The sequence below is a fragment of the Providencia sp. PROV073 genome (assembly GCF_033688125.1).
Classification (GTDB): domain Bacteria; phylum Pseudomonadota; class Gammaproteobacteria; order Enterobacterales; family Enterobacteriaceae; genus Providencia; species Providencia hangzhouensis.
In genome coordinates, this window is record NZ_CP096353.1 from 587,438 (window position 1) to 610,617 (window position 23,180).

General features: G+C 40.8%; 20 protein-coding genes. 13 read left to right on the forward strand and 7 right to left on the reverse strand.

What is annotated here, in order from left to right; genetic code table 11:
• Nucleotides 1–4: 4 nt before the first annotated feature.
• Nucleotides 5–592, reverse strand: coding sequence for a PF03691 family colicin E2 tolerance protein CbrC (cbrC, locus tag M1F17_RS02490; protein ID WP_004260923.1), 588 nt, complete (start codon nt 590–592; stop codon nt 5–7).
• 243 nt (nt 593–835) lie between these two features.
• Between cbrC and M1F17_RS02495 the strand changes: the two genes are divergently transcribed.
• The 3 genes from M1F17_RS02495 (at nt 836) to dusA (ending at nt 3,024) form a co-directional block, all read left to right on the forward strand.
• Nucleotides 836–1,045 (forward strand): YdgH/BhsA/McbA-like domain containing protein, encoded by a 210-nt coding sequence (locus tag M1F17_RS02495; RefSeq protein ID WP_004260921.1) that lies wholly within the window; start codon nt 836–838, stop codon nt 1,043–1,045.
• Between the two features lie 137 nt (nt 1,046–1,182).
• On the forward strand, nt 1,183–1,809 hold the full coding sequence (gene ycaC, locus M1F17_RS02500; protein ID WP_004260919.1) for an isochorismate family cysteine hydrolase YcaC: 627 nt from the start codon (nt 1,183–1,185) through the stop codon (nt 1,807–1,809).
• Nucleotides 1,810–2,022: 213 nt separating this feature from the next.
• Nucleotides 2,023–3,024 (forward strand): tRNA dihydrouridine(20/20a) synthase DusA, encoded by a 1,002-nt coding sequence (gene dusA, locus M1F17_RS02505; protein WP_109912593.1) that lies wholly within the window; start codon nt 2,023–2,025, stop codon nt 3,022–3,024.
• A 55-nt stretch (nt 3,025–3,079) separates the two neighbouring features.
• Here dusA and M1F17_RS02510 read toward each other — a convergent pair whose 3' ends face one another.
• Nucleotides 3,080–4,063 (reverse strand): quinone oxidoreductase, encoded by a 984-nt coding sequence (locus M1F17_RS02510; RefSeq protein WP_318837222.1) that lies wholly within the window; start codon nt 4,061–4,063, stop codon nt 3,080–3,082.
• 212 nt (nt 4,064–4,275) lie between these two features.
• Here M1F17_RS02510 and dnaB point away from each other — a divergent pair, with 212 nt between their 5' ends.
• The 3 genes from dnaB to M1F17_RS02525 all read left to right on the forward strand — a co-directional run bounded on the left by dnaB (nt 4,276) and on the right by M1F17_RS02525 (nt 8,361).
• Nucleotides 4,276–5,688, forward strand: coding sequence for a replicative DNA helicase (gene dnaB, locus M1F17_RS02515; RefSeq protein ID WP_004260904.1), 1,413 nt, complete (start codon nt 4,276–4,278; stop codon nt 5,686–5,688).
• A 291-nt stretch (nt 5,689–5,979) separates the two neighbouring features.
• Nucleotides 5,980–7,062 carry an alanine racemase gene (gene alr, locus M1F17_RS02520; RefSeq protein WP_004260901.1) on the forward strand — a complete coding sequence of 361 codons (1,083 nt, stop codon included), beginning with the start codon at nt 5,980–5,982 and terminating at the stop codon, nt 7,060–7,062.
• Nucleotides 7,063–7,164: 102 nt separating this feature from the next.
• Complete coding sequence (locus M1F17_RS02525; protein ID WP_036958319.1) at nt 7,165–8,361, forward strand: aromatic amino acid transaminase; 1,197 nt, start codon at nt 7,165–7,167, stop codon at nt 8,359–8,361.
• Between the two features lie 80 nt (nt 8,362–8,441).
• Here the strand turns inward: M1F17_RS02525 and uvrA are convergent, their stop codons facing one another.
• The gene (gene uvrA, locus M1F17_RS02530) at nt 8,442–11,276 is read right to left on the reverse strand and encodes an excinuclease ABC subunit UvrA (RefSeq protein ID WP_112307708.1); all 2,835 of its coding nucleotides are present in this window, start codon (nt 11,274–11,276) and stop codon (nt 8,442–8,444) included.
• Nucleotides 11,277–11,996: 720 nt separating this feature from the next.
• Here uvrA and M1F17_RS02535 point away from each other — a divergent pair.
• Nucleotides 11,997–12,518 (forward strand): single-stranded DNA-binding protein, encoded by a 522-nt coding sequence (locus M1F17_RS02535; RefSeq protein ID WP_094961402.1) that lies wholly within the window; start codon nt 11,997–11,999, stop codon nt 12,516–12,518.
• Between the two features lie 284 nt (nt 12,519–12,802).
• Here the strand turns inward: M1F17_RS02535 and M1F17_RS02540 are convergent, their stop codons facing one another.
• Nucleotides 12,803–13,210: a helix-turn-helix domain-containing protein gene (locus M1F17_RS02540; RefSeq protein WP_004260890.1), complete on the reverse strand. Its 408-nt coding sequence runs from the start codon at nt 13,208–13,210 to the stop codon at nt 12,803–12,805.
• A 242-nt stretch (nt 13,211–13,452) separates the two neighbouring features.
• A complete protein-coding gene (locus M1F17_RS02545) occupies nt 13,453–14,625 on the reverse strand; it encodes an MFS transporter (protein WP_004260887.1) in 1,173 nt (390 codons plus the stop codon).
• A 331-nt stretch (nt 14,626–14,956) separates the two neighbouring features.
• On the opposite strand from M1F17_RS02545, the gene ivbL reads away from it, so the two are divergent.
• The 4 genes from ivbL (at nt 14,957) to M1F17_RS02565 (ending at nt 17,992) form a co-directional block, all read left to right on the forward strand.
• Nucleotides 14,957–15,046, forward strand: a complete 90-nt coding sequence (gene ivbL / locus M1F17_RS02550) for an ilvB operon leader peptide IvbL (protein ID WP_099975407.1) — start codon at nt 14,957–14,959, stop codon at nt 15,044–15,046.
• 103 nt (nt 15,047–15,149) lie between these two features.
• The gene (ilvB, locus tag M1F17_RS02555; RefSeq protein WP_094961401.1) at nt 15,150–16,847 is read left to right on the forward strand and encodes an acetolactate synthase large subunit; all 1,698 of its coding nucleotides are present in this window, start codon (nt 15,150–15,152) and stop codon (nt 16,845–16,847) included.
• Between the two features lie 2 nt (nt 16,848–16,849).
• Entirely contained in the window at nt 16,850–17,134 is a 285-nt protein-coding gene (ilvN, locus tag M1F17_RS02560) for an acetolactate synthase small subunit (protein ID WP_004260877.1), read from the forward strand.
• A gap of 195 nt (nt 17,135–17,329) precedes the next feature.
• Nucleotides 17,330–17,992, forward strand: a complete 663-nt coding sequence (locus M1F17_RS02565) for a hypothetical protein (RefSeq protein ID WP_004260874.1) — start codon at nt 17,330–17,332, stop codon at nt 17,990–17,992.
• On the opposite strand, the gene M1F17_RS02570 is transcribed toward M1F17_RS02565, so the two are convergent.
• Nucleotides 17,989–18,546: a helix-turn-helix domain-containing protein gene (locus M1F17_RS02570; protein WP_004260872.1), complete on the reverse strand. Its 558-nt coding sequence runs from the start codon at nt 18,544–18,546 to the stop codon at nt 17,989–17,991. The genes M1F17_RS02565 and M1F17_RS02570 overlap by 4 nt on opposite strands.
• Before the next feature lie 211 nt (nt 18,547–18,757).
• On the opposite strand from M1F17_RS02570, the gene M1F17_RS02575 reads away from it, so the two are divergent.
• Complete coding sequence (locus M1F17_RS02575; RefSeq protein WP_094961400.1) at nt 18,758–19,510, forward strand: sulfite exporter TauE/SafE family protein; 753 nt, start codon at nt 18,758–18,760, stop codon at nt 19,508–19,510.
• Nucleotides 19,511–19,604: 94 nt separating this feature from the next.
• Nucleotides 19,605–20,888 carry an MFS transporter gene (locus M1F17_RS02580; RefSeq protein WP_144139590.1) on the forward strand — a complete coding sequence of 428 codons (1,284 nt, stop codon included), beginning with the start codon at nt 19,605–19,607 and terminating at the stop codon, nt 20,886–20,888.
• A 46-nt stretch (nt 20,889–20,934) separates the two neighbouring features.
• On the opposite strand, the gene M1F17_RS02585 is transcribed toward M1F17_RS02580, so the two are convergent.
• Nucleotides 20,935–22,623, reverse strand: a complete 1,689-nt coding sequence (locus tag M1F17_RS02585) for an ArnT family glycosyltransferase (protein ID WP_094961398.1) — start codon at nt 22,621–22,623, stop codon at nt 20,935–20,937.
• Nucleotides 22,624–23,180 lie beyond the last annotated feature (557 nt).

The following is a 23,180-nucleotide window of genomic DNA, read 5'->3' on the forward strand; positions in this document are numbered from 1 at the left end:
TAAATTAGCTAAAATCAAAATGCAAACGTAGTTTTTTGCAATGTAAACAACGGAATAAATAACCTTGAGCAGAGCTATCTTGATGGAGAATATTCGCGAGCTCTGAAATTGAAAAACCATAATCAGCGATATCATTTTCAAGGGAAACAAATTCATCGAGTCTATCTTTGATGTCATCCCAGTAAACATAGCCTATGAATTCACAAGGCTCTTGGCAGTGTGCGAGCCAAATTTCTTGTTGCCACCCTTGATAGCCCGGTGTTCGTTTAATTAGTTCATCAAACATTTCAGTAGGGTAGGGGTTTAGAGTATGTGAAAACTCGCCGTCCTCGTCATATTCGCAATCAATACCTTCAACACTGGCAGAGTCTTGAAACTCACCATCAAATTTTGCACTGGCAGAACCATCAGCAATACACCAAGGACACAAAGCATCAATATCCTCAGTAGAATAAAACGGGCTTTCATAATAAATATCAGTAGGTTGCTTACAACAATCACAGGTTACTGTTTTATCCGTCAGAAAAGCTTCTGTTTCAATAGGGTTCGGGTGGTACCTAAATGTAGGGAGTGTTCGGTTATTGAGTGGCATATACAGTTCCTATTAAAGGTTGCGCGAGAAGTAAACCAACTTTGGGAAAGCATACCACAAGGCTGCTTGATTATATCTTTCGGTTTTATTCCATTGTGAGTTTCAGATAAAGTACATTGTTCATTTAATTTGAATAAATTGAGCTATATTATTAGCTTTAACCTAAATAACATTGTCGATATGATGCCTTCATCGCAGACAACAAGGGTTGTCTCATCGAATAAAAAATGAAGGAATTAGACTATGAACATGTTAAAAACTTTGATGGCAGCTTCTGTATTATCTTTCGTCGCATTTGGTGCATCAGCAGCAACAATCACCGCAACAGGTGATACGCTAGCTTCAACAGAAGCGAAAATTGCAGCTAAAGCTAAAGCAGCGGGCGCAGATAGCTATACAATTACCAGTGCTCGTATGGGGAATTTTGTCACAATGAGCGCAGAAACTAAATAACGAATTGTGTGAATTCATCTTGTTGAAATATTTTTGATAAAAAGTGGTGTTTTAGGCGCGATAAGCAGATTAAATACCACTTTTGTTTTATCTGAACCCACATAGAGTACTTTTCTAATCATTGAGGAGTCGTTGATATGAGTTTCAAATATAACCGCCTAGATAAAGATAATGCAGCTGTATTACTTGTTGACCATCAAACGGGTTTGTTATCGCTAGTTCGTGACCAAGACCCAGATAAATTCAAGAACAGCGTGTTAGCACTGGCCGATTTGGCAAAATATTTTAACTTACCAACTATTTTGACTACATCTTTTGAAGATGGTCCTAATGGCCCGTTAGTTCCTGAATTAAAAGAAACATTTCCTGATGCCCCTTTCATTGCTCGCCCTGGTCAAATCAACGCGTGGGATAACGAAGAGTTCGTTAAAGCTGTCAAAGCCACAGGTAAAAAACAGCTGATTATTGCCGGTGTTGTGACAGAAGTATGCGTGGCATTTCCTGCACTATCTGCACTGGAAGAAGGCTATGAAGTTTTTGTGATCACTGATGCCTCAGGTACATTTAACCCGATTACACGTGATGCCGCGTGGGATAGAATGTCAAAAGCAGGTGCTCAATTGATGAGCTGGTTTGGTGCCGCTTGTGAATTACACCGTGATTGGCGTAATGATGTGGAAGGGTTAGGCACTTTGTTTTCAAACCATATCCCTGATTACCGCAACTTAATGACCAGCTATGCACTGCTTTCTGCGAAAAAATAGTGCGTAACTGGGTATTAAAATGACATAATTGGTTTAAAAATCCTCGATACGACATTGCTCATATCGGGGGTTATTTCGTTAAATTAACTGAGTTCAGCCGCTCATTTTCGTCATCATCGCACTTAATTCGCTCTATGTTATAATAGCCTGCTGTTTTTGCTTGGCTCCTTACTTTTGGGGGCTATCCATTTGATTTCAATACACAAGACCACCATGCATCAAAATACCTCAAAACAAGGCTACACCAACCTAAACCGATTTTCCGTTGCGCCGATGCTCGATTGGACAGATCGCCATTGCCGTTATTTTCATCGCTTATTAAGCAAAAACACCTTGCTGTATACCGAAATGGTCACAACAGGGGCGATTATTTACGGAAAAGGGGACTATCTTGCTTTTAGTGAGGAAGAGCATCCTGTTGCGTTACAGCTTGGTGGTAGCGATCCTGCCGCATTAGCGCAATGTGCCAAATTGGCACAAGAGCGTGGTTATGATGAAATTAACCTAAATGTAGGTTGCCCATCAGATCGCGTACAAAATGGGCGTTTTGGTGCTTGTTTAATGGGAGATGCGCAGCTTGTTGCTGATTGTGTGAAAGCCATGCAAGACGTGGTTTCTATTCCTGTAACCGTAAAAACTCGTATTGGTATTGATGAGCAAGACAGCTACGCGTTTTTATGTGATTTTATTGAAACTGTTTCTGATAAAGGCGGCTGTGAAATGTTTATTATCCATGCACGTAAAGCATGGTTGTCCGGCCTTAGCCCAAAAGAAAATCGCGAAATCCCACCACTTGATTACCCGCGAGTTTATCAATTAAAACGTGATTTTCCTCATTTGACCATGGCGATTAATGGTGGAGTCAAAACGCTGGAAGAAGCAAAAGAGCATCTTCAACACCTAGATGGCGTCATGGTGGGGCGCGAAGCCTATCAAAACCCGTCTATTTTAACGGCGGTTGATAACCAATTGTTTGGTGAGCACTTTCCTGTCACTAATGGTGTTGACGCTGTTAGAGCGATGTACCCTTACATCGAAAAAGAGTTATCGAAAGGCGCTTATTTAGGCCATATGACCCGCCATATGTTAGGGATTTTCCAAGGTATCCCCGGCGCACGTCAGTGGCGTCGTCATTTAAGTGAAAATGCGCATAAAAAAGGGGCTGACTTAGTCGTTGTTGAGCAAGCTCTCGAGTTTGTGACGCGTGGCGAATAGCTATCATGTGGGGAAAAAAGCGCCATTTGGCGCTTTTTGCATATTGAGTCGCTTATTATGGAACCAATAAACTCGAACCTTGGGTTTTTCTTGATTCGATAGTGAGGTGAGCTTTTTGTGCATCTTTTAAAGCAAAAATTTGTGATTGCGGCACATCTACATTCACTTTTCCGCTTAAAATCATATCAAATAAGGCATTACTAGCTTGGTCTAGCTCAGCACGGTTAGTCACATAGACACCAAGTGATGGGCGAGTGACGTATAATCCGCCTTTTTGGTTTAAAATTCCTAAGTTTACACCGGTAACAGGACCAGAAGCGTTACCAAAACTCACCATTAAGCCGCGACGCTTGAGCGAGTCTAAAGAAGCAATCCATGTGGATTGGCCCACTGAGTCATACGCCACATTCACTTTCTCGCCATTAGTGATTTCTTTCACGCGAGCTGCAATGTCTTCTGTTTGGTAATTGATGACTTCCCATGCTCCGGCATCTTTGGCTCTTAACGCTTTATCTGCAGAACCCACCGTGCCTATCATCTTGGCGCCTAGCGCGTTTGCCCATTGGCAAGCTATCAACCCAACGCCACCTGCAGCGGCGTGGAACAGAAAGACTTCGTCACGTTTCAGTTGATATGTCTGATGGAATAAATAATAAACCGTCATGCCTTTTAATGAGCTGGCTGCGGCTTGTTCAAACGTAATGCCATCAGGGAGATGGGCTACAGCATTTTCAGGAACATTATGGACTTCGCTATAAGCACCTAGAGGGCCTTGCGCATAAACGACACGGTCACCGGGCTTGAAACCTGTGACATGGGCACCAGTTTTCACAACAACACCTGCCGCTTCTGTACCAAGGCCACTTGGTAGCTTAGCAACAGGGTATAAACCGCTGCGAACATAGGTGTCGATAAAGTTAATCCCGATAGCACGGTTTTCTATTTGAATTTCATTATCTGCTGGGTTTGCTGGGGAATAATCTACTAAGTTAAGTACATCAGCGCCGCCATGTTGCGCGAATTCAATACGTTTTGCCATGACAATCTCCAATAAGGACTATTCATTTTAATTACAATAACAATCGTTTTATCATAACGCCATGTTTCAATCAGAAGAATTATAGGTTTGTGCTTTCAGTGATGTATTTTATCTTGTGATTACTTTGCGCAAAGACGCAAAGAAAACCACAAAAAAATAAGATTGGCGTATACTAAGCGCAGATCGTTAATTATAGACTTGGATATTAATGTATGGCTAAAAAACCCTCATCAAATTTTAAAACGGATGCCCCACGAGACCACCAAATGGAAGGGTTAAAACTTCCACCACATTCTCTCGAAGCGGAGCAGTCTGTTTTAGGGGGGTTAATGTTAGATAACGAGCGTTGGGATACCGTTTCTGAACGTGTGACCCACGCTGATTTCTTTAGCCGCCCCCACCGTACCATTTTCTCACAGATGCAATTTTTGCTTGAGCAAGGCAAACCTATTGACCTTATCACCTTATCAGAATCACTAGAACAGCAGGGTGAGTTGGATAGCGTCGGTGGTTTTGCTTATTTGGCTGAGCTATCTAAAAATACGCCAAGTGCGGCGAATATTAATGCTTATGCAGACATCGTCCGCGAACGTGCGATTGTTCGGGATATGATTTCAGTCGCTAATGAAATTGCAGATGCAGGTTATGATCCACAAGGGCGAAGCAGTGAAGATCTCCTCGATTTAGCCGAAACCAAAGTATTCCAAATCGCTGAGTCAAGAGCGAATAAAGACGAGGGACCAAAAGGTATTGAAGCCATTTTGTCTGAAACCGTTGAAAAAATTGAGCAACTTTACCAACAACCGCACGACGGTGTTACTGGGGTTTCAACAGGTTACCAAGACCTCGATAAAAAAACCGCAGGTTTACAAGGTTCTGATTTAATTATTGTGGCCGCGCGTCCATCGATGGGGAAAACCACTTTTGCAATGAACTTGTGCGAAAACGCGGCGATGACGGAAGAAAAACCTGTTTTAATCTTCAGTTTAGAGATGCCAGGAAACCAAATCATGATGCGTATGTTGGCATCATTATCCCGTGTTGACCAAACCCGTATTCGTACTGGGCAACTTGATGATGAGGATTGGGCGCGAATTTCAAGCACGATGGGTATTTTGATGGAAAAGCGCAATATGTACATCGATGACTCTTCGGGCCTGACTCCCACAGAGGTTCGTTCACGTGCGAGGCGTATTTATCGTGAACATGGTGGTTTAAGTTTGATCATGATTGACTACCTCCAATTGATGCGAGTTCCTGCTCTTTCTGACAACCGTACGTTAGAAATTGCCGAAATTTCACGTTCACTTAAGGCGCTAGCGAAAGAATTAAATGTACCTGTGGTGGCTCTGTCGCAGTTAAACCGTAGTCTTGAGCAACGTGCCGATAAGCGCCCTGTTAACTCGGATTTACGTGAATCAGGGTCTATCGAGCAGGATGCGGACTTAATCATGTTTATCTATCGTGATGAGGTTTATCACGATAATAGTGAGCTCAAAGGGGTTGCGGAAATCATTCTCGGTAAACAGCGTAATGGGCCGATTGGTACGGTGCGGTTGACGTTTAATGGGCAGTGGTCGCGCTTCGATAATTATGCAGGGCCAGCTTATAATGATGAGGACTAAATCCTCATCATAAATACTCGTCATATTTTGCGCTGTCACGGTGTTGGCTGCACTCGGCTACGCGAATCATATACTTATGTATGCTTCTTGGATTAGCTCAATCGCCGCCTAGCGACAATGCAAACTATTTAGAGTATTAAAGTTAAACTAGTTTGAATAATTTTTTCTTTATACAGAAACAAGATCGAATGGAAATTGATATTTTTTAGCGTATAACAAATAGAGAATATATTGGGCTGCCAAAGGGCAGCTTAATTTTTAGCGGGTTTAGAGAAAAAGAACGAGGAAACAATGAAAGCGGCAACCGCATTGATAAACCGCCGCGCTCTGCGACACAACTTGCAACGGGTGAAAGAAATTGCACCAAATAGCCAGATGATTGCAGTTGTCAAAGCAAACGCTTATGGTCATGGGTTAGTAGGGGTTGGTCAGGCAGTAGAAGAGCTGGTGGATGGCTTTGGTGTGGCAAGACTCAATGAGGCGCTACTATTACGGCAGCACGGTGTGATAAAACCGATTGTTTTACTGGAGGGTTTTTTTGAACAATCTGACTTGTTGTTAATGGCAGAACACCAGATTGACACCGTGATCCACTGTATAGAACAGCTTGAAATGCTAGAAGCTACCAAATTACCCTATCCTCTTAAAGTTTGGATGAAACTGGATACAGGTATGCACCGCCTTGGCATACTTCCTAAAGATGCCGAAGGCTTTTATCAACGTTTACAACGCTGCCAGCAAGTTCAGCTCCCTATCAATATTGTTAGTCATTTTTGCCAAGCGGATGCCCCCCATTTACCGACAACTGAAAAACAAATTGCCTGCTTTAAACAGTTTATTGACGGTAAAGAGGGTGAGAAATCCATTGCCGCCTCCGCAGGAATTTTACTTTGGCCAGAAGCTCACTATGACTGGGTTCGTCCAGGGATCATGATGTATGGCGCTTCGCCACAAGAAGGGAAAAGTGCAGAAGACTTCGGTTTGCTTCCTGTGATGACACTAAAATCAACATTAATTGCGGTTAGGGAGCATGCGGCAGGACAATGTGTAGGTTATGGTGAAACATGGTGTAGTGACAAAGACACACTGCTTGGTGTTGTTGCAATCGGCTATGGTGATGGTTATCCACGTAACGTACCTTCAGGCACACCGGTGTTAATTAATGGGCGAAAAGTGCCTATTGTTGGGCGAATTTCCATGGATATGACAGTGGTGGATTTGGGACTAAATGCCGATGATAAAGTGGGGGATGACGTTATTTTGTGGGGAAATCAACTACCGGTTGAAGAAATTGCCACACAAACAGGCATTATCAACTATGAGTTACTGACGAAGTTAACCTCTAGAGTTGCAATGGAATATGTAGACGAATAGCCAGCAAAGGGTTATTTTCAGATAACAACGTAAAAATGGCGCTAAATATGGCAAATCATCGCTTGGTTTATTTAGCGTAAAATAATGATTAGGAGATGTCCTGTGTTCGAACATGTTGATGCTTATCCGGGCGACCCAATTCTGTCGTTAATGGATGAATTTAATAAAGACTCTCGTGAAAATAAAATTAATTTGAGTATCGGTCTTTACTATGATGGTGACGGGAAAACCCCTGAACTGGCGACAGTCGGTACGGCAAAAGCGGCGTTAAATAAACTGCCTGCAAGCGCATCACTGTATTTGCCTATGGAAGGTTTGAAAGATTACCGTACTGAATTACAAAAATTAGTATTTGGTGAGGATTGCCCGCTAATTGCACAGGAACGTATCGCTACCGTCCAAACGATTGGTGGTTCTGGTGCGTTAAAAATTGGTGCTGATTTTTTACATCAATATTATCCCGATTCCGAAGTGTGGTGCAGTGACCCAACTTGGGAAAACCATGCCTCTATTTTTTCAGGTGCGGGAACAAAAGTGCATTACTACCCGTACTTTGATGAAAAAACCAAAGGTGTTAAATTTGATGAGATGCTAGCGACATTCAAACAATTGCCTGCTAATAGCATCATCCTAATGCACCCGTGCTGTCATAACCCAACAGGCTCCGACCTGACTCCTGCACAATGGGATGAAGTCACTAAGGTAGCATTAGAACGCAAATTGATCCCATTTTTAGATATTGCTTATCAAGGTTTTGCAGAAGGCATTAATGAAGATGCTTATGCTATCCGAGCGATGGTTAAAGCTGGCTTACCCGTGTTTGTCAGTAACTCATTTTCTAAAATCTTTGGTATCTACGGTGAACGTGCAGGTGGGCTTTCTGTGATCTGTGAAAACCAAGATGAACGTGACCGTGTGTTAGGCCAGTTAAAAGCGGGTGTTCGCCGTTTATATTCTAGCCCGCCATCTAATGGTGCAAAAATTGTTGCTGCGGTATTAACCAACAGCGCTGAAAAAGCCAAATGGTTAGCGGAAGTGGAAGAGATGCGCTTACGTATTTTAGACATGCGTACGGTATTGGTCGATGAGCTAAAAAAAGCATTACCAAATCAAAATTTCGATCACTTATTAAAGCAGCGCGGCATGTTCAGCTACACTGGTTTTTCTAAAGAGCAAGTGGCTCGCCTGAAAGACGAATTTGCGGTTTACTTGGTTGGAACTGGCCGTGTTTGTATGGCAGGTGTCAATCGCCATAATGTTAAACGCATTGTTGAAGCATTTGCTGCCGTTAGCCAATAATTCTTAGCTATCGTAATAATTATCAGGGAACAAAATGCTCCCTGATAATCTTCTTACTTATTTTTTAATGGCCTTTCTACTTAGTAGCCGCGTTCTAAAATCGTTTTTAAGAACCGTGCGGTGTGAGATTTTTCACACTCAGCCACTTCTTCTGGTGTGCCTGCAATTAAGATTTCACCGCCGCCACTACCCCCTTCAGGGCCTAAATCGACAATCCAGTCCGCTGTCTTAATGACATCAAGGTTGTGCTCAATCACCACAATGGTGTTTCCTTGGTCACGAAGCTGATGTAAAACGACTAAGAGCTGTTGAATATCAGCAAAGTGCAGGCCAGTTGTTGGTTCATCCAAAATATAGATAGTTTGCCCTGTACCGCGTTTAGATAACTCTTTAGCTAATTTCACACGCTGTGCTTCACCACCAGAAAGCGTCGTCGCTGATTGACCGAGGCGGATATAGGATAAACCAACGTCCATCAGCGTTTGTAACTTGCGGGCAAGGGCAGGTACGGCATCAAAAAATTCACGAGACTCTTCGATGGTCATATCCAGCACTTCATGGATATTTTTACCTTTATATTTAATTTCTAGCGTTTCGCGGTTATAGCGTTTGCCTTTACATTGGTCACAAGGGACATACACATCAGGCAAGAAGTGCATTTCAACCTTGATAACCCCATCACCTTGGCAAGCTTCACAACGACCGCCTTTAACGTTAAAGCTAAAACGTCCTGGGTTATAACCACGAGTCCGAGACTCAGGCACACCGGCAAATAGTTCACGCACAGGTGTAAACACACCAGTATAGGTGGCAGGGTTCGAACGTGGTGTACGGCCTATTGGGCTCTGGTCAATATCAATGACCTTATCAAAGTGCTCTAAACCTTCTACATCTAAATAAGGGGCAGGGGTGATGGTTGTCGCCCCATTTAATTGGCGTTGAGCAATAGGGAATAGCGTATCGTTTATCAGTGTTGATTTACCTGAACCAGACACGCCAGTGATGCAGGTAAATAACCCAACAGGGACTTTTAACGTCACATTTTTCAGGTTATTACCCTTTGCCCCAAACACCGTCAGCATTTTATCTTTATTAATTGGAACGCGTTTCTGCGGGATATCAATTCTGCGCTCACCACTTAAAAATTTACCAGTGAGTGAATCAGGGTTTGCGACAATATCTTCCAGTGTTCCTTGGGCAACAATTTGCCCACCATGCACCCCAGCACCCGGGCCGATATCAATCACATGGTCTGCGGCGCGGATCGCGTCTTCGTCATGTTCAACGACGATCACGGTATTTCCTAGATCACGCAGGTGGATCAAGGTTTCAAGTAAGCGGTCATTATCACGTTGGTGTAAGCCAATTGAAGGTTCATCAAGGACATACATCACACCGACTAAACCTGCTCCAATTTGGCTTGCTAAACGAATGCGTTGTGCTTCGCCACCAGACAAGGTGTCAGCAGAGCGTGAAAGTGTCAGATAATTAAGCCCAACATTGACGAGAAATTTCAGGCGATCGCCAATTTCTTTTAAAACTTTTTCTGCGATTTGAGCGCGCTGGCCTGTGAGTTTTAGATTTTGGAAAAATTCCATTGCGTGGCCAATGCTGTAATCTGCGATTTCGGGCAATGTTGTATTTTCAACAAATACAAAGCGCGCCTCTTTACGTAAGCGCGTCCCATGGCAAGAGACACATGGACGGTTGCTGATATATTTTGCTAATTCTTCACGGACAGCCGTTGATTCTGTTTCTTTATAACGGCGTTCCATATTATTGAGCACGCCTTCAAAAGGGTGCCGGCGCACAGTGATGTCGCCACGGTCATTACGGTATTTAAACTCAATCGTTTCTTTGCCTGAACCATATAAAATAATTTTTTGAATGGCAGGACTCAGACTGTCATAAGGCGCTTCCACATCAAATTTATAATGCTCAGCTAATGACATCAGCATTTGGAAATAGTAAAAATTACGGCGATCCCAACCCCGAATTGCACCACCTGCGAGTGAGATTTCAGTATTTTGAATGACTCTTTCGGGATCAAAAAACTGCTGAACACCTAAGCCATCACAGCTTGGACAGGCCCCTGCAGGGTTGTTAAAAGAAAATAGGCGAGGCTCAAGTTCCACCATACTGTAGCCGCAAACAGAGCAGGCAAAATTGGCAGAAAAAACCAGTTCTTCTGCATTCGCATCATCCATATCCGCGACAATTGCGGTACCGCCAGAGAGTTCTAGTGCAGTTTCAAAGGATTCGGCTAAACGCTGAGCGATGTCATCACGAATTTTAAAACGATCGACAATGACTTCAATCGTATGTTTTTTCTGTAATTCGAGCTTTGGTGGATCGGATAGATCGCAAACTTCCCCATCAATTCGGGCACGGATATAGCCTTGGCTGGCTAAGTTATCGAGTAACTTAACGTGCTCCCCTTTACGTTCTTTAACGACAGGAGCAAGTAGCATCATTCGGCGATCGGTGGGTTGAGCCAGAACATTATCGACCATCTGGCTAACAGTTTGAGCCGCAAGCGGTATGTCGTGATCAGGGCAGCGAGGTTCACCAACACGTGCAAATAATAGCCGCAGATAGTCATGAATTTCTGTGATGGTTCCGACCGTCGAACGTGGGTTGTGTGAAGTGGATTTTTGTTCAATCGAAATTGCAGGGGATAACCCTTCAATATGATCGACATCCGGTTTCTCCATTAAAGAAAGAAACTGGCGAGCATAAGCAGATAAAGATTCAACATAACGGCGCTGACCCTCTGCATACAGGGTATCAAAAGCTAAAGATGATTTCCCTGAACCAGATAACCCAGTAATAACAATGAGTTTGTCGCGAGGGATGATGAGATTGATGTTTTTCAGATTATGCGTGCGTGCGCCGCGGACTTCGATATTATCCATTTACCACTTCCCGGATGATTTGATATTGAACAATCGCAAGAGACTATTATCACATATTTATGGCTGAATGGATATACAGTATTTCCTATTCGTCATATTTCAAACCGTGGCGTTGTTGGCTGCTCTCAGCTACGCAGGTCACATACTTTTGTATGCTCCCCGCGATACCTTCGCTTGCCGCCTAGCCACAGCTTGAACTATTTAGAATAGGTTCTGCTCGTCATATTTCAAACAGTGGCGGTGTTGGCTGCTCTCAGCTACGCAGGTCACATACTTTTGTATGCTCCCCGCGATACCTTCGCTTGCCGCCTAGCCACAGCTTGAACTATTTAGAATAGGTTCTGCTCATCATATTTCAAACCGTGGTGTTGTTGGCTGCTCTCAGCTACGTAGGTCACATACTTTTGTATGCTCGCTGCGATATCTTCGCTTGCCGCCTAGCCACTGCTTGAACTATTTAGAGTAAGATTTTAATGGTGAAACAGAAAAACAGAAAAACAGAAAAACAGAAAAACAGCGATCTGAATTTATCGAAAAGATAGATGCGGTGTGTATTATTTTGTGTCTATACTGACAAAAGCACTATGGAATTTCACTAAAAGCTGGAAAGCGTTTCGCAAATTAACAAGCTTAATTTCAAATATTGGTGCAAATCAGCTCTGTCGTGGTAAACTTCACGGCTAATCCAGAGATTAAAATTCAATGCATCAGGAGTAATAAATGGCCAGCAGAGGCGTAAATAAAGTAATTCTTATCGGTAACCTAGGACAAGATCCAGAAATCCGTTATATGCCTAACGGCGGAGCTGTGGCAAACCTGACTCTGGCAACTTCTGAAAGTTGGCGTGACAAGCAAACCGGTGAGATGCGTGAAAAAACCGAATGGCACCGCGTGGTTATTTTCGGCAAATTAGCGGAAGTGGCAGGTGAATACCTGAAAAAAGGTTCACAAGTCTATATCGAAGGTTCTCTGCAAACACGTAAATGGCAAGACCAAAGTGGTCAAGACCGTTACACGACAGAAGTTGTTGTGAATATCGGCGGCTCAATGCAAATGCTAGGTGGCCGTGGCGGTGATGCAGCATCACAAGGTCAAGGCGGCCAAGGCGGTTGGGGCCAACCTCAACAGCCGCAAGCAGCACAGCAATTTAGTGGTGGCGGAGCTCCAGCCGCACGCTCATCAGCGCCTGCTCCACAGACTAATGAACCACCAATGGATTTCGATGACGATATTCCGTTCTAATTTATTTGCTGATTAGAATGCACAAAAAATAAAGGCTTCCTTGTGAAGCCTTTATTTTTTAATAAAGATAAATGTATAAAATTATATATCCAAAAAATTATTATTTTTTTATTAAGATAGTAAAGTAAATATAAAACTGAAACCTTAAGGTTTTATTAATTTTAAATTAAGGTTTTCTTAACTAAATGGGAAATAATAAAGCCCCAGTAGTTAACTTACATGGGGCTTTGTATTGGTAGTGTTATTAAAAAAGGAAATATAAATTTTATTTTCATATTAGCGTATCAAGCTACTTTAGGTTCCAGTAGTAATGGGTCATTTTGACTTTCACCCGATAGGCGATAGATTGACGGTGACGTACCTAAATAAGCTCTAAATCGCTTTGCAAAAGATTGTTGGGAGTCGAATTGGTATTTTAATGCAATATCAATAACTTGAAGCTCGGTGGAACATAGGTCTTTAGCAGCTTCACAAATTCTCCTTCGGCGAATATATTCACCTAAAGGCATACCTACGACTTTTCTAAATACTCTTTGTAAATGCCATTTTGTATATCCTGATCTGAGTGCGATATCATCGAGTAATAAACGACTGGTTAAGTTCATTTCAATCCAAACTAATATTTCATTAACAACTGTAGATTGAAATTCTGTGTATTTCCCATTACAGGGAACAGGGATTTCTTTATACATAATATCTTCCTATTAGTTACTTTTTAATCTTATCCGTCATTAAGTCAATAGCCAATAAATAAATGGTAAACAAAACCGAATACAGTTTGTTAATTTGTAAAATAGACAAAACACCGATTTTTAATTAGTTTATAGCCAGTAGAGTTTATCTTAAGGAGATATATTCATAATGATATCGATTAGCAACAGATGAAACTATTACGCCCTTTGAATATAAAAACACGGTACTATGGTAAAGCTCTTCATTGGTTGCTGGGGATATATTTCTTTAGCTTCCAGAAACTAATTAAAATTATGGCTGAGATGACGACAGATAGGGTATTCATCGTCTGCCAACCGAATGTGAAGAAAAGAACCCCTGCTCCTAAGCTACCTATTCCACCGAAGAAATAGATAAGAAAATCGGTCATTCCCTGCACTTTAGCGCGTTCATGAGCTTCATAGGTATGTGGTAATAGGTTAGTAGTGCTGATTAAAATTAAATTCCAGGCGACACCGACAAAAATACCCGCCAACAAATAATTGTAAAAATGGTTACCTAGCAGGTTCATAGTCGCTGATAAAATTAACAATATGATACCGCAGAAAATAATGCGTTTTGTCCCTAAATGATGAATTAATGTTCCAGTGAAAAATGACGGTGCAAACATACCTAATACATGGAATTGAAATACAATTGCAATAGAGGAAAAGGCGAAATCATGTTGTTTCATAGATAACGGTATCGAGGCAAAGGTGAAAACCACAATGGCATATCCAACCGCGCTAACAATGGCGATTAATTTTAAAATAGGTTGTGAATACAATGCACTGTAGTCGCGTTTGACTAACACTTCATCCGATGGCGTTTTCACTATTTTCTTTAATGGCACAATTAATAATAGAATAAATGCGATTACATAAATGGCGGCTAACGTGATGAACGGCCCTGCAAACGGGTATTCTGTAAAAAATCGTTGGGTGGTAATAGCTAATGTTGGGCCGATTAAGGCTGCGGCAATGCCTCCACTCATAACTAGGCCAATGGCTTTTGCTCGTAAAGAAATGGGGGCTTCTTCAATTGCGGCAAAACGGAATTGTTGTGCAGTACCAATAGCAATCCCAGTAAAAAACAGTCCAATAGAAAAATAAATTAAATGGCTTTCTATCACGCCCAGAATAGAAAAGCCTGCGCCGATTAACCCACCGATGTTACCAATAATAAAGCCTACTCTTCTCGAATACTTTTGCATTAAAAACGCGATCGGAATAGTTGCTAGGATTAAGCCAACGTACTGGCTTACCAGTGGAATTGTTGCATAAGTTGGGTTGGTAGCCAGTTTTTCGCCAATAACCACTGCTACAGAAAGGACAATAGCATTTCCTGTGATAAATAATGCAAGTGTGATGGCTAACCACCAAACGGATTTTGGCATATATCCCTCTTTTTATTAATTAAAAATCAATTAGTTAATATTTCCATCAAGGGCGCAATCCCCTTGATTGGAGCAAAGGATACAACTTGAAGTTGACTTTAAGTCAAGGTTTTTTGGGTGATTTAAAATAGCGATTAATGCTGTATTTTTTTGTTTTTGTAGATAATATCTCCATTAGAGTGGTGTGTGATGAATGTCGCAATTATCATTCCTTTGGAATAAAACAAGAAAAAATGATTGTCATCCTGAGAAATTTATGTTTTCTTAAGAAAAGAAATTGAAAAACAATAATCAATAAATTAGACAGACTAAACAGGAAAATCCCGTGAACATGATTACTAATCACTCAAACCTACTACTAACCGCGCCATGTGCCGCGGTGGTCGTGCGTGTGGTGGTGGTCGTGGGCTTAGCGCCGTAACGGGTACAAATCAACGCAGATTTAGAAACCCCGCCGGCGCAAACCGAGCGGGGTTTTTTATCACCTCTCGCTCGGATCCGCAGGCTAGCAAAGGATAATTATGATGAGCGAATCGGGCACCACAACATCACATAAAACCCGCTTTACGGGTGCGGAATTAATCGTACATTTACTGGAAAAACACGGTATTACTATCGTTTCAGGCATTCCAGGTGGAGCGGCTTTACCTTTTTATGACGCATTAGGTCAAAGCCAGAGAATCCGCCACATACTGGCACGTCATGAGCAAGGCGCAGGTTTTATAGCTCAGGGAATTGCTCGTACCACGGGAAAAGCCGCGGTTTGTATCTCTTCAAGTGGCCCTGGTGCGACAAACTTAGTGACCGCTATCGCAGATGCAAAGCTGGACTCTATCCCGCTGGTTTGTATTACTGCTCAAGTTTCTTCATCAATGATTGGTACAGATGCTTTCCAAGAAGTTGATACCTATGGTATTTCGATTCCAGTAACGAAACATAACTATTTGGTTCGTAATATCAATGAATTGCCACAAGTGATATGTGATGCTTTTCGTATTGCAGAGTCAGGCCGCCCTGGACCTGTTTGGATTGATATTCCAAAAGATGTTCAAACAGCCACAATTGAACTAACTGAAATACCAGAAGTATTACCGAAAGATAAAGCCCCTGCATTTGACATGGAAAAAGTGCTACAAGCGGCTGAAATGATTAATAACGCGAAACGTCCAGTACTGTATTTTGGTGGTGGAGTAATTAGCTCCGATTCTACAGAAACGGCGATTGCATTTGCGGAAAAAGCATCATTACCGACAACCATGACACTAATGGCACTTGGTACTATCCCGATGCGAAACCCCTTATATTTAGGGATGTTAGGTATGCATGCTGCCGCAAGTACTAACATGATTATGGAAGAATCAGATTTATTAATTGTGATTGGCGCGCGTTTTGATGATAGGGCGATAGGGAAAGCTGAGAAATTTTGCCCTAACGCGAAAATCATCCATGTGGATATCGATAAAGCAGAAATTAGCAAAATTAAGCGCCCAGATATCGCCATTCATGCTGATGCGGGTCAAATATTGGAATTGTTATTGCCTTTAGTTGAACGTAATGAGCGCACAGAATGGATGGCGCAAGTTAATCAATTAAAAGAGAAATATCCATTGAATTTTAGCGAGGCTGATAACCCGTTAAACCATTATGGTTTAGTTCTGTCTACGGCACGTGCAGCAGGCGAAGATGCGATTGTGACAACGGATGTTGGTCAGCACCAAATGTGGGCAGCCCAAGCTTATCCTCTGTCTCGCCCACGTCAATGGCTGACATCAGGTGGGTTAGGTACCATGGGTTTTGGTCTGCCTGCCGCCATTGGTGCTGCGCTGGCAAAGCCCGAAAAAACCATTGTGTGTTTTTCCGGTGATGGCAGTTTGATGATGAATATTCAAGAGTTGGCAACCGCAGCGGAGCATCAACTGAATATCAAAATCATCTTAATGAATAACCAAGCGTTAGGAATGGTACATCAACAGCAAGATTTATTTTTTGAAAACCGCATATTTGCTGCAGCTTATCCGTATCAAACGGATTTTATCAAGATTGCGGAAGGGTTTGGTCTGCAAACTTGCGATTTAAATAATGAAGCAGACCCAGAAATGGCATTAGAAGCGATAATGAATACCAAAGGTCCATGTTTGATCCATGCCTTGATTGATGTTAATCAAAAGGTATATCCAATGGTTCCGCCGGGTGCAGCTAACATTGATATGATTGGAGCGTAATTATGGTATTTGAACATCATCCGATTGCTTTAGAGCTAATTGTTCGTAACCACCCAGGTGTTATGTCACATATTTGTGGTTTATTTGCCCGTAGAGCATTTAACGTTGATGGCATTCTATGTATGCCGATTAAAGATAAAGATGAGAGCCGTATATGGCTATTAGTACAAAAAGATGAGCGCTTGTCGCAAATGATTAACCAAGTTGAAAAATTAGAAGATGTTCGGGAAGTACGCTTTAGTGATGATTTGCGTCTTTTCGAAACAATGGAAAATTATTTGCAGTAATTCTGATATTAAACTTTATGACTTAAATAGCCCATTCAATTGCATGGGCTATTTTCTTTTACATTTAATTATAGTGATAATTTAGGGTTTCCTAAAACGAACAAGGATGATATAAAATCAGCTACTGAATAATGATTCTCTGAATGTATTGCAGGTTTGTATTTCGCAATATGAATAATAAACAGGTATAAAATTATGCAAAATAATATCTATTTGTCGGACACCTATCAGTATGAAGTTGAAACATCCCTACTGGTACAAGGGCATGATGATGAAGGTCATTGGATAGCTTTAAAAGATAACATTTTTCACCCACAAGGCGGCGGACAACCCATGGATACAGCATGGGTGAATGATATACCTGTTCGTATTAAGAAACAATCGGGTGGGCTAATTGTAGGATACATACCTGAAGGTGTTACTTTTAGCCAAGAAAATAATGTGGTTGCAAGGGTGGACAAAGAAAAACGTCAGCGCTACGCTGCTCTTCATACCGCCGGTCATTTGTTGAATTGGGAATTGCGTCGTTTTGGCTGGCTTGCACAAAAAGGCCATCATTTTCCTGATGAATCTCGAGTGGAATTTAGCATGATGGAAGGGGATGTTACTCCTTTTGATGAACTCGATAGCCAATATATTGAAGATATTGTTAACCAAAGCATTCGTAGTGGACGCTCCGTTGCAATAAAGCAAAAGGATGATTTACGGATCAGTTATATCGACCAAACTGAAGAAATGCCTTGTGGTGGAACACATGTTTCTTCGCTAGATAATATTCAGCATTTTTCAATTAAGTCGATGAAATTTAAAAAGGGGACACTGCGCATTAGTTATGATGCACAACATGCCGTAATTTAAACGCTATCACTAAGATGGGAGTAGGTCATAACAACAGTTGCTTGAAGTTCTCCTTCCATACAGAGATAACTATGTGGGAAATCACCACTGAAAGCATAAAAGTCCCCCGCCTCTAAGACGATATTTTGGTCGTTATGCAGTCGTAACATGAGTGAGCCAGAATTCACCATAATGTGTTCATGGGTTCCACTCATATGGGCGGGGCTATTGATGATAGCGCCTCTCTTCATGGTCAATTGCCAAATTTCAGAGATATTTCCCATGCTAATGCGAAATTTAAACTGTTGTGAATACTCTTTTTCGCTGGGAGTGGCTTTGAGGAAATAGGGATAAGCCTCATGTTGCCGAGTAAACAGGTCGCTAAGTGGAAAGCGTAGGGCAATAGCAATCGACTCTAATGTATCAATACGTGGGTTTGAGTCACCGGACTCCAGTTTGGATAAAGCCGCTTTCGATATTCCTGATATACGCGATAGTTCGTTTAGCGAAAGGTCTCTTGCTTGCCTCAGTAAGCGAATTTTTTGCCCGATTTTTATATTAATTTTTTTATCCACAATGTGTCTTTACCTGAATTTTAATTTATTGTGCTAATTCTGTATTACTCAGAGAAGCAAATTATACACGCTTAATTGTATATTGTATTTAAAGCGGCTATTTTGTTTTTTGATATAGATTTGAAATTTAAAACCCTACAAAAATAAAACTATTTTCTGTATTTGAAAGAAACTATAGTGAGGATGTTAAAAAACGTCTGGAGTTTAGGTCATGCCGTTTGAATTATTATCACCAGAAATGGCGATTTGTTTCTCAACACTGCTTTTTGCTTATTTGGTTTTTGGCATGGCGGGCTTTGGTTCAGCCCTGATTGCAACACCAGTATTAGCAATGTATTTGCCGTTAAATATGATTGTTCCAATTTTGGCGTTAATTGATTTAACTGCCGCGATTTTAAATTTATTTAAAGATGGTAAAAATGCGGATTATCAGGAAATTAAATGGATAATTCCACTAATGATAGTGGGGAGTTTAGTCGGTGCTGCGATTTTATTAAAAACTCGCCCCGATATACTCGTATTACTACTTGGGTTATTCGTTGTAGGCTATGTACTCCATGCTTTCTTTTCTAAAAAAGCAAAATCACCCTTTTCAAAAGCATTGGTTGTTCCATTTAGTTTAGTGGGTGGTGTTTTTAGTGCTTTATTTGGTAGTGGTGGCTTTATTTATGCCATGTATTTATCTAGCCGAATTGAAGATAAACAGCGTTTTCGTATCACTCAAATGACATTAATTGGGTTTAGCACACTAACTCGAGTCGTGATATTTTTAGTGATGGGGGTGTATCTCAATCTAGATATTTTATTGATTGCTTTAGCGTTTTCTCCCGCCATGTTAATTGGTACGTGGGCTGGACGGCATATAACATTAAGAATTTCACGTGAAAGCTTTTTAAAAGTTATTAATGTCATCATTTTATTATCAGGTGTTGTGCTGCTTTATCGGTATTTTTTCGTCCTTTAAGTATTTAGAACGTCAAAAATAGTTTCATAAAGATAAATAGCAGAATATATAAGTCGTGTTACAATCACCGCAAACATTATTAGTTTCACTAGTAATGATGTGGTTTTTTATTTTTCATAATAATCTATTTTATGGAGTTAAAATCTGTTCTTTTGTAAAAAAGAAACGGGTTAATTTCAACATGAGCTCTGATAATCAGCGTTTACAAAATTTTCGTCGTTCCCCATCTTTTGCTATTTTTACTATCACTATGAGTATTGCGGTCATTGGTATCGTTATTGGGCTAAGTATTCCAATGGTTGCGCTTAGGCTAAATAACTATGGTTTCAATGAGTTGTATATTGGCATTATTTCGGCGGCACCTGCATTAGGCATGTTTTTAATTGCACCAGTGGTTCAACGTATTGTGCGTTGGTCAGGTAAGCGAAAAGCAATGCTATTGGCAACGATTGTTTCTGCCATTAGCTTATTACCATTATTGAGTACGTTACCTCTTTGGTTATTATTTCCGTTACGGTTAGTAATGGGCTTAGCGAGTGGTGTGATGATTTGCTTGGGGGAAACGTGGATTAACGAATTATCGCCTGAAAATAAACGGGGCCGTATTTTGGCAATTTACACTACAGTCTTCACAGTAAGCCAGCTACTTGGGCCTTCATTTATTGCTTATTATGGTGTGGAAGATAAATCACCTTTATTGATTTGTACGTTGATCCATTTAATCTCTGTGGTGCTATTTATTTTAATGGATCAAAAAGTCGGTGACCGTTTAGCTGAAAATGCCGCGAAATCTAATTTTTCAATTATTCAATTTGTAAAAATCGCACCGGGTATTTGTGGTGGAATTTTATTTTTTGCCTTCTTTGATGGAACCATTTTATCGATGTTCCCGATTTATGGTATGGGAATGGGGCATACAGAGGCGGTTGCTGCATTAATGATTAGCGCCATTCTTGCTGGGGATGCCATTATGCAGTTACCTTTTGGCTGGCTAGCAGATCATATGAATAGAGAAAAACTGTACCGAATTTGTGGCATTATCACACTTGCAGCCAGTCTATTATTGCCCTTCCTTATTACTCAACCTTATCTAATTTGGGTATTGTTGTTTGTTTTAGGGGCGACTGCAGGGGCAATTTATACCATTGCTTTGGTTCAAATCGGCCAATATTTCAAAGGGAATGAGTTGATCATCGCTAATGCAGCTGCCGCTATGCTGTGGGGAATTGGCAATTTATCAGGGCCATTACTTGCTGGGGTTGCGACTTCAATCTCACCTGTAGGTTTACCGGTGTTATTGGTTCTGTCTGTAACAGTATTTTTATGGTTCACACGAGAAAAATACAGCGCCCAAACGGTTGAACAAGTTACCCAATAAGTTGATTTGCGGTGCTTTACTCAAATTAGCGAGCACCGCATATAAATTATTCAATAACTTTATACACAACTAGATTTTCTCGGAATTCATCTGGGCGGTGATTGTGCCAGAATAACTCCATGCCTTGTGGTGCAGGTTTAATCGTTTTTGAGAGTACAATTAGCCAGCGGCATTGTTCAGGTTTTTCAAACCGGTCTTGGCGTTGGTGTAATACGCCAGTGTAATAGTAGAGCATTGGCGCTTCAGATTCGCCAATATTATCAGAAGCCATACAATCATTTTCTGTAAATTGGCCAGATAAATGCTGGTTTAAATCGACAAAAACCCCTTCGAAACCTTTTGCGTAGTCTATCCACCCCAAAAACAAGGTTAAAATTACCCCCCAAACAGCACATAAGCCTAATAACCAGTTTTTCATCATATGAAAAGCAGGTGGTATAGGGTTTGGAATAATTTTATTGCGTAAAAACCATACCAATGTAATTAACAAAGCGCAGATAAATGCAATGGGAGAAAATGGCATTTGGTAGCTCATGGGGAGCCAGCGGCTAAATGGAGCTAACCATTCTTGTTGATGACCAGTCAAGGCGATGAAATAGCAAGCCCATAAAAAAAGAATGAGTACAGACCATAAAATAGCCGCAAATCGGGCAATTCCATTAAGGATTTTTTCAGGGAAACTAAGTAGTGTTTGGGTTCCTAAAACGGCCATTGGGGCAATAAAAGGCAATAAATATAGTGCGCGACCAGAAGCTGATATCTGTAGGAAAACAACGCCTAATAAAGGAAATAGCGCTAACAGAAATTCGTTTGAATTAAATAAACGCTTAATTGGGTGCCTTAGAAAATAAGCGACAGCTAGTAAACCGGAAGGAAAGGCAAATAAGGAAACCGCTGCAGGGATCCGCGTTAGGTTAGCTTTTGCGCCTAATTTCTCAACAGAAAAACCAAAGAAACGGCCGATATTATTTTCCCAAAACCACACTATAAATAAATCAGGATGCTGAAGGTAGAGTTGGATAGGCCAAGGTAAAATAGCGATAAGGGCGATTAAGCCTGCGGTTAAGCTGTACAACCAAAATTGCTTAGTCCGGCACTGAGCAAGAAAAATGGGAGATAAGAACAGGCAAATCCAGAGAACTCCGGGGATGAAAACGCCTTTTGACAACATGGTGACGATGGTTCCAAGAGATAACCAAAGTGCAGACATGCGCATTTTTTGTTGTTGTATCAGCCCCAATAACCCATACAGACCAATGGTTGCGCCTGCCATCAGTGCAACATCGGTAAACATATCATGACTATGCCTGATAATCCCGGGGGCACAGGCATACAGTGCAAAAGCGACCCAAATGCGAATATCAGTGAAGTCTGTGGCTTGGAAAAAACGACGTGCCAAAAGAATAAAAAATGAAAAATTGATCACCGAAAAAAATAAGCTTGCACTACGAGCTGCATCATAAAGTGGCATGAAGCTTGAAAATAAATGAGAGGTAATAGCTGCAACCCAATAATAAAGCGGGGGTTTTTCCATAAATGGCTCACCCGCATTTGTAGGTACTAACCATTTACCAGTCTCATACATAGTTTGAATAATACCAAAACTATAATTTTCATCTTGTTTCCAAGGGCTGTGGCTATATATTCCTGGTAATAAATACATAGCAAGAAAACTAATGAAAAGTAGTAAAATACTCCGTTGTAATATGATTAATGGTGCATTCTTATTTGACATTTTTAATATGTTTTATGTGTTTTTTACTTGATTAAATTGAAACTATAACTGCAGTTGATAATAATTCAGGTTATATACTTAAATATATATTTACTCAGCAAGTGATATTTATTTTTTAATAAAAAACAACAGGAACTGTTTTTTTAGCTCTATTTTTAGAAGACGCATATTACCACCAGTAAATAAGTTTTTAGCTATTGGTTTTGTAAGCAAATATTCTGGGATTGTATCAAAAAAATGATCCCCCTCTTTAAACAGACACTATATGAAAGGTATTTAGCTATTTTTACGTAAAGTAAATGTAACTAAAAAGAATCATTATTTGAAAATAATCTTTATTGCATAAGAATCTGCATATTTGGGTGCTAAAAACAGCAAATGGGTAAGAAATGCTAAAAATACTTGATCATTCCCCCTGTTTAGAATGATAATTACCCCCCTCACGATACGTTTTATTCTATTTTAAAAGCCAAACGATTGCGCAACTGTTTTTATTGGGTTTTTTTCTCAGTTAGTTTATTTTTTCTTAAAAACGTAATCGTTTACGTCAACGTATA

Coding starts and splice junctions, on each gene's coding strand:
- M1F17_RS02535 (WP_094961402.1), top strand. CDS start 11,997: ATGGCCAGCAGAGGCGTAAATAAAGTAATTCTTATCGGTAACCTAGGA.
- M1F17_RS02495 (WP_004260921.1), top strand. CDS start 836: ATGAACATGTTAAAAACTTTGATGGCAGCTTCTGTATTATCTTTCGTC.
- dnaB (WP_004260904.1), top strand. CDS start 4,276: ATGGCTAAAAAACCCTCATCAAATTTTAAAACGGATGCCCCACGAGAC.
- ilvN (WP_004260877.1), top strand. CDS start 16,850: ATGGTATTTGAACATCATCCGATTGCTTTAGAGCTAATTGTTCGTAAC.
- alr (WP_004260901.1), top strand. CDS start 5,980: ATGAAAGCGGCAACCGCATTGATAAACCGCCGCGCTCTGCGACACAAC.
- ycaC (WP_004260919.1), top strand. CDS start 1,183: ATGAGTTTCAAATATAACCGCCTAGATAAAGATAATGCAGCTGTATTA.
- ivbL (WP_099975407.1), top strand. CDS start 14,957: ATGATTACTAATCACTCAAACCTACTACTAACCGCGCCATGTGCCGCG.
- cbrC (WP_004260923.1), bottom strand. CDS start 592: ATGCCACTCAATAACCGAACACTCCCTACATTTAGGTACCACCCGAAC.
- ilvB (WP_094961401.1), top strand. CDS start 15,150: ATGAGCGAATCGGGCACCACAACATCACATAAAACCCGCTTTACGGGT.
- M1F17_RS02585 (WP_094961398.1), bottom strand. CDS start 22,623: ATGTCAAATAAGAATGCACCATTAATCATATTACAACGGAGTATTTTA.
- M1F17_RS02575 (WP_094961400.1), top strand. CDS start 18,758: ATGCCGTTTGAATTATTATCACCAGAAATGGCGATTTGTTTCTCAACA.
- dusA (WP_109912593.1), top strand. CDS start 2,023: ATGCATCAAAATACCTCAAAACAAGGCTACACCAACCTAAACCGATTT.
- uvrA (WP_112307708.1), bottom strand. CDS start 11,276: ATGGATAATATCGAAGTCCGCGGCGCACGCACGCATAATCTGAAAAAC.
- M1F17_RS02580 (WP_144139590.1), top strand. CDS start 19,605: ATGATGTGGTTTTTTATTTTTCATAATAATCTATTTTATGGAGTTAAA.
- M1F17_RS02540 (WP_004260890.1), bottom strand. CDS start 13,210: ATGTATAAAGAAATCCCTGTTCCCTGTAATGGGAAATACACAGAATTT.
- M1F17_RS02510 (WP_318837222.1), bottom strand. CDS start 4,063: ATGGCAAAACGTATTGAATTCGCGCAACATGGCGGCGCTGATGTACTT.
- M1F17_RS02565 (WP_004260874.1), top strand. CDS start 17,330: ATGCAAAATAATATCTATTTGTCGGACACCTATCAGTATGAAGTTGAA.
- M1F17_RS02545 (WP_004260887.1), bottom strand. CDS start 14,625: ATGCCAAAATCCGTTTGGTGGTTAGCCATCACACTTGCATTATTTATC.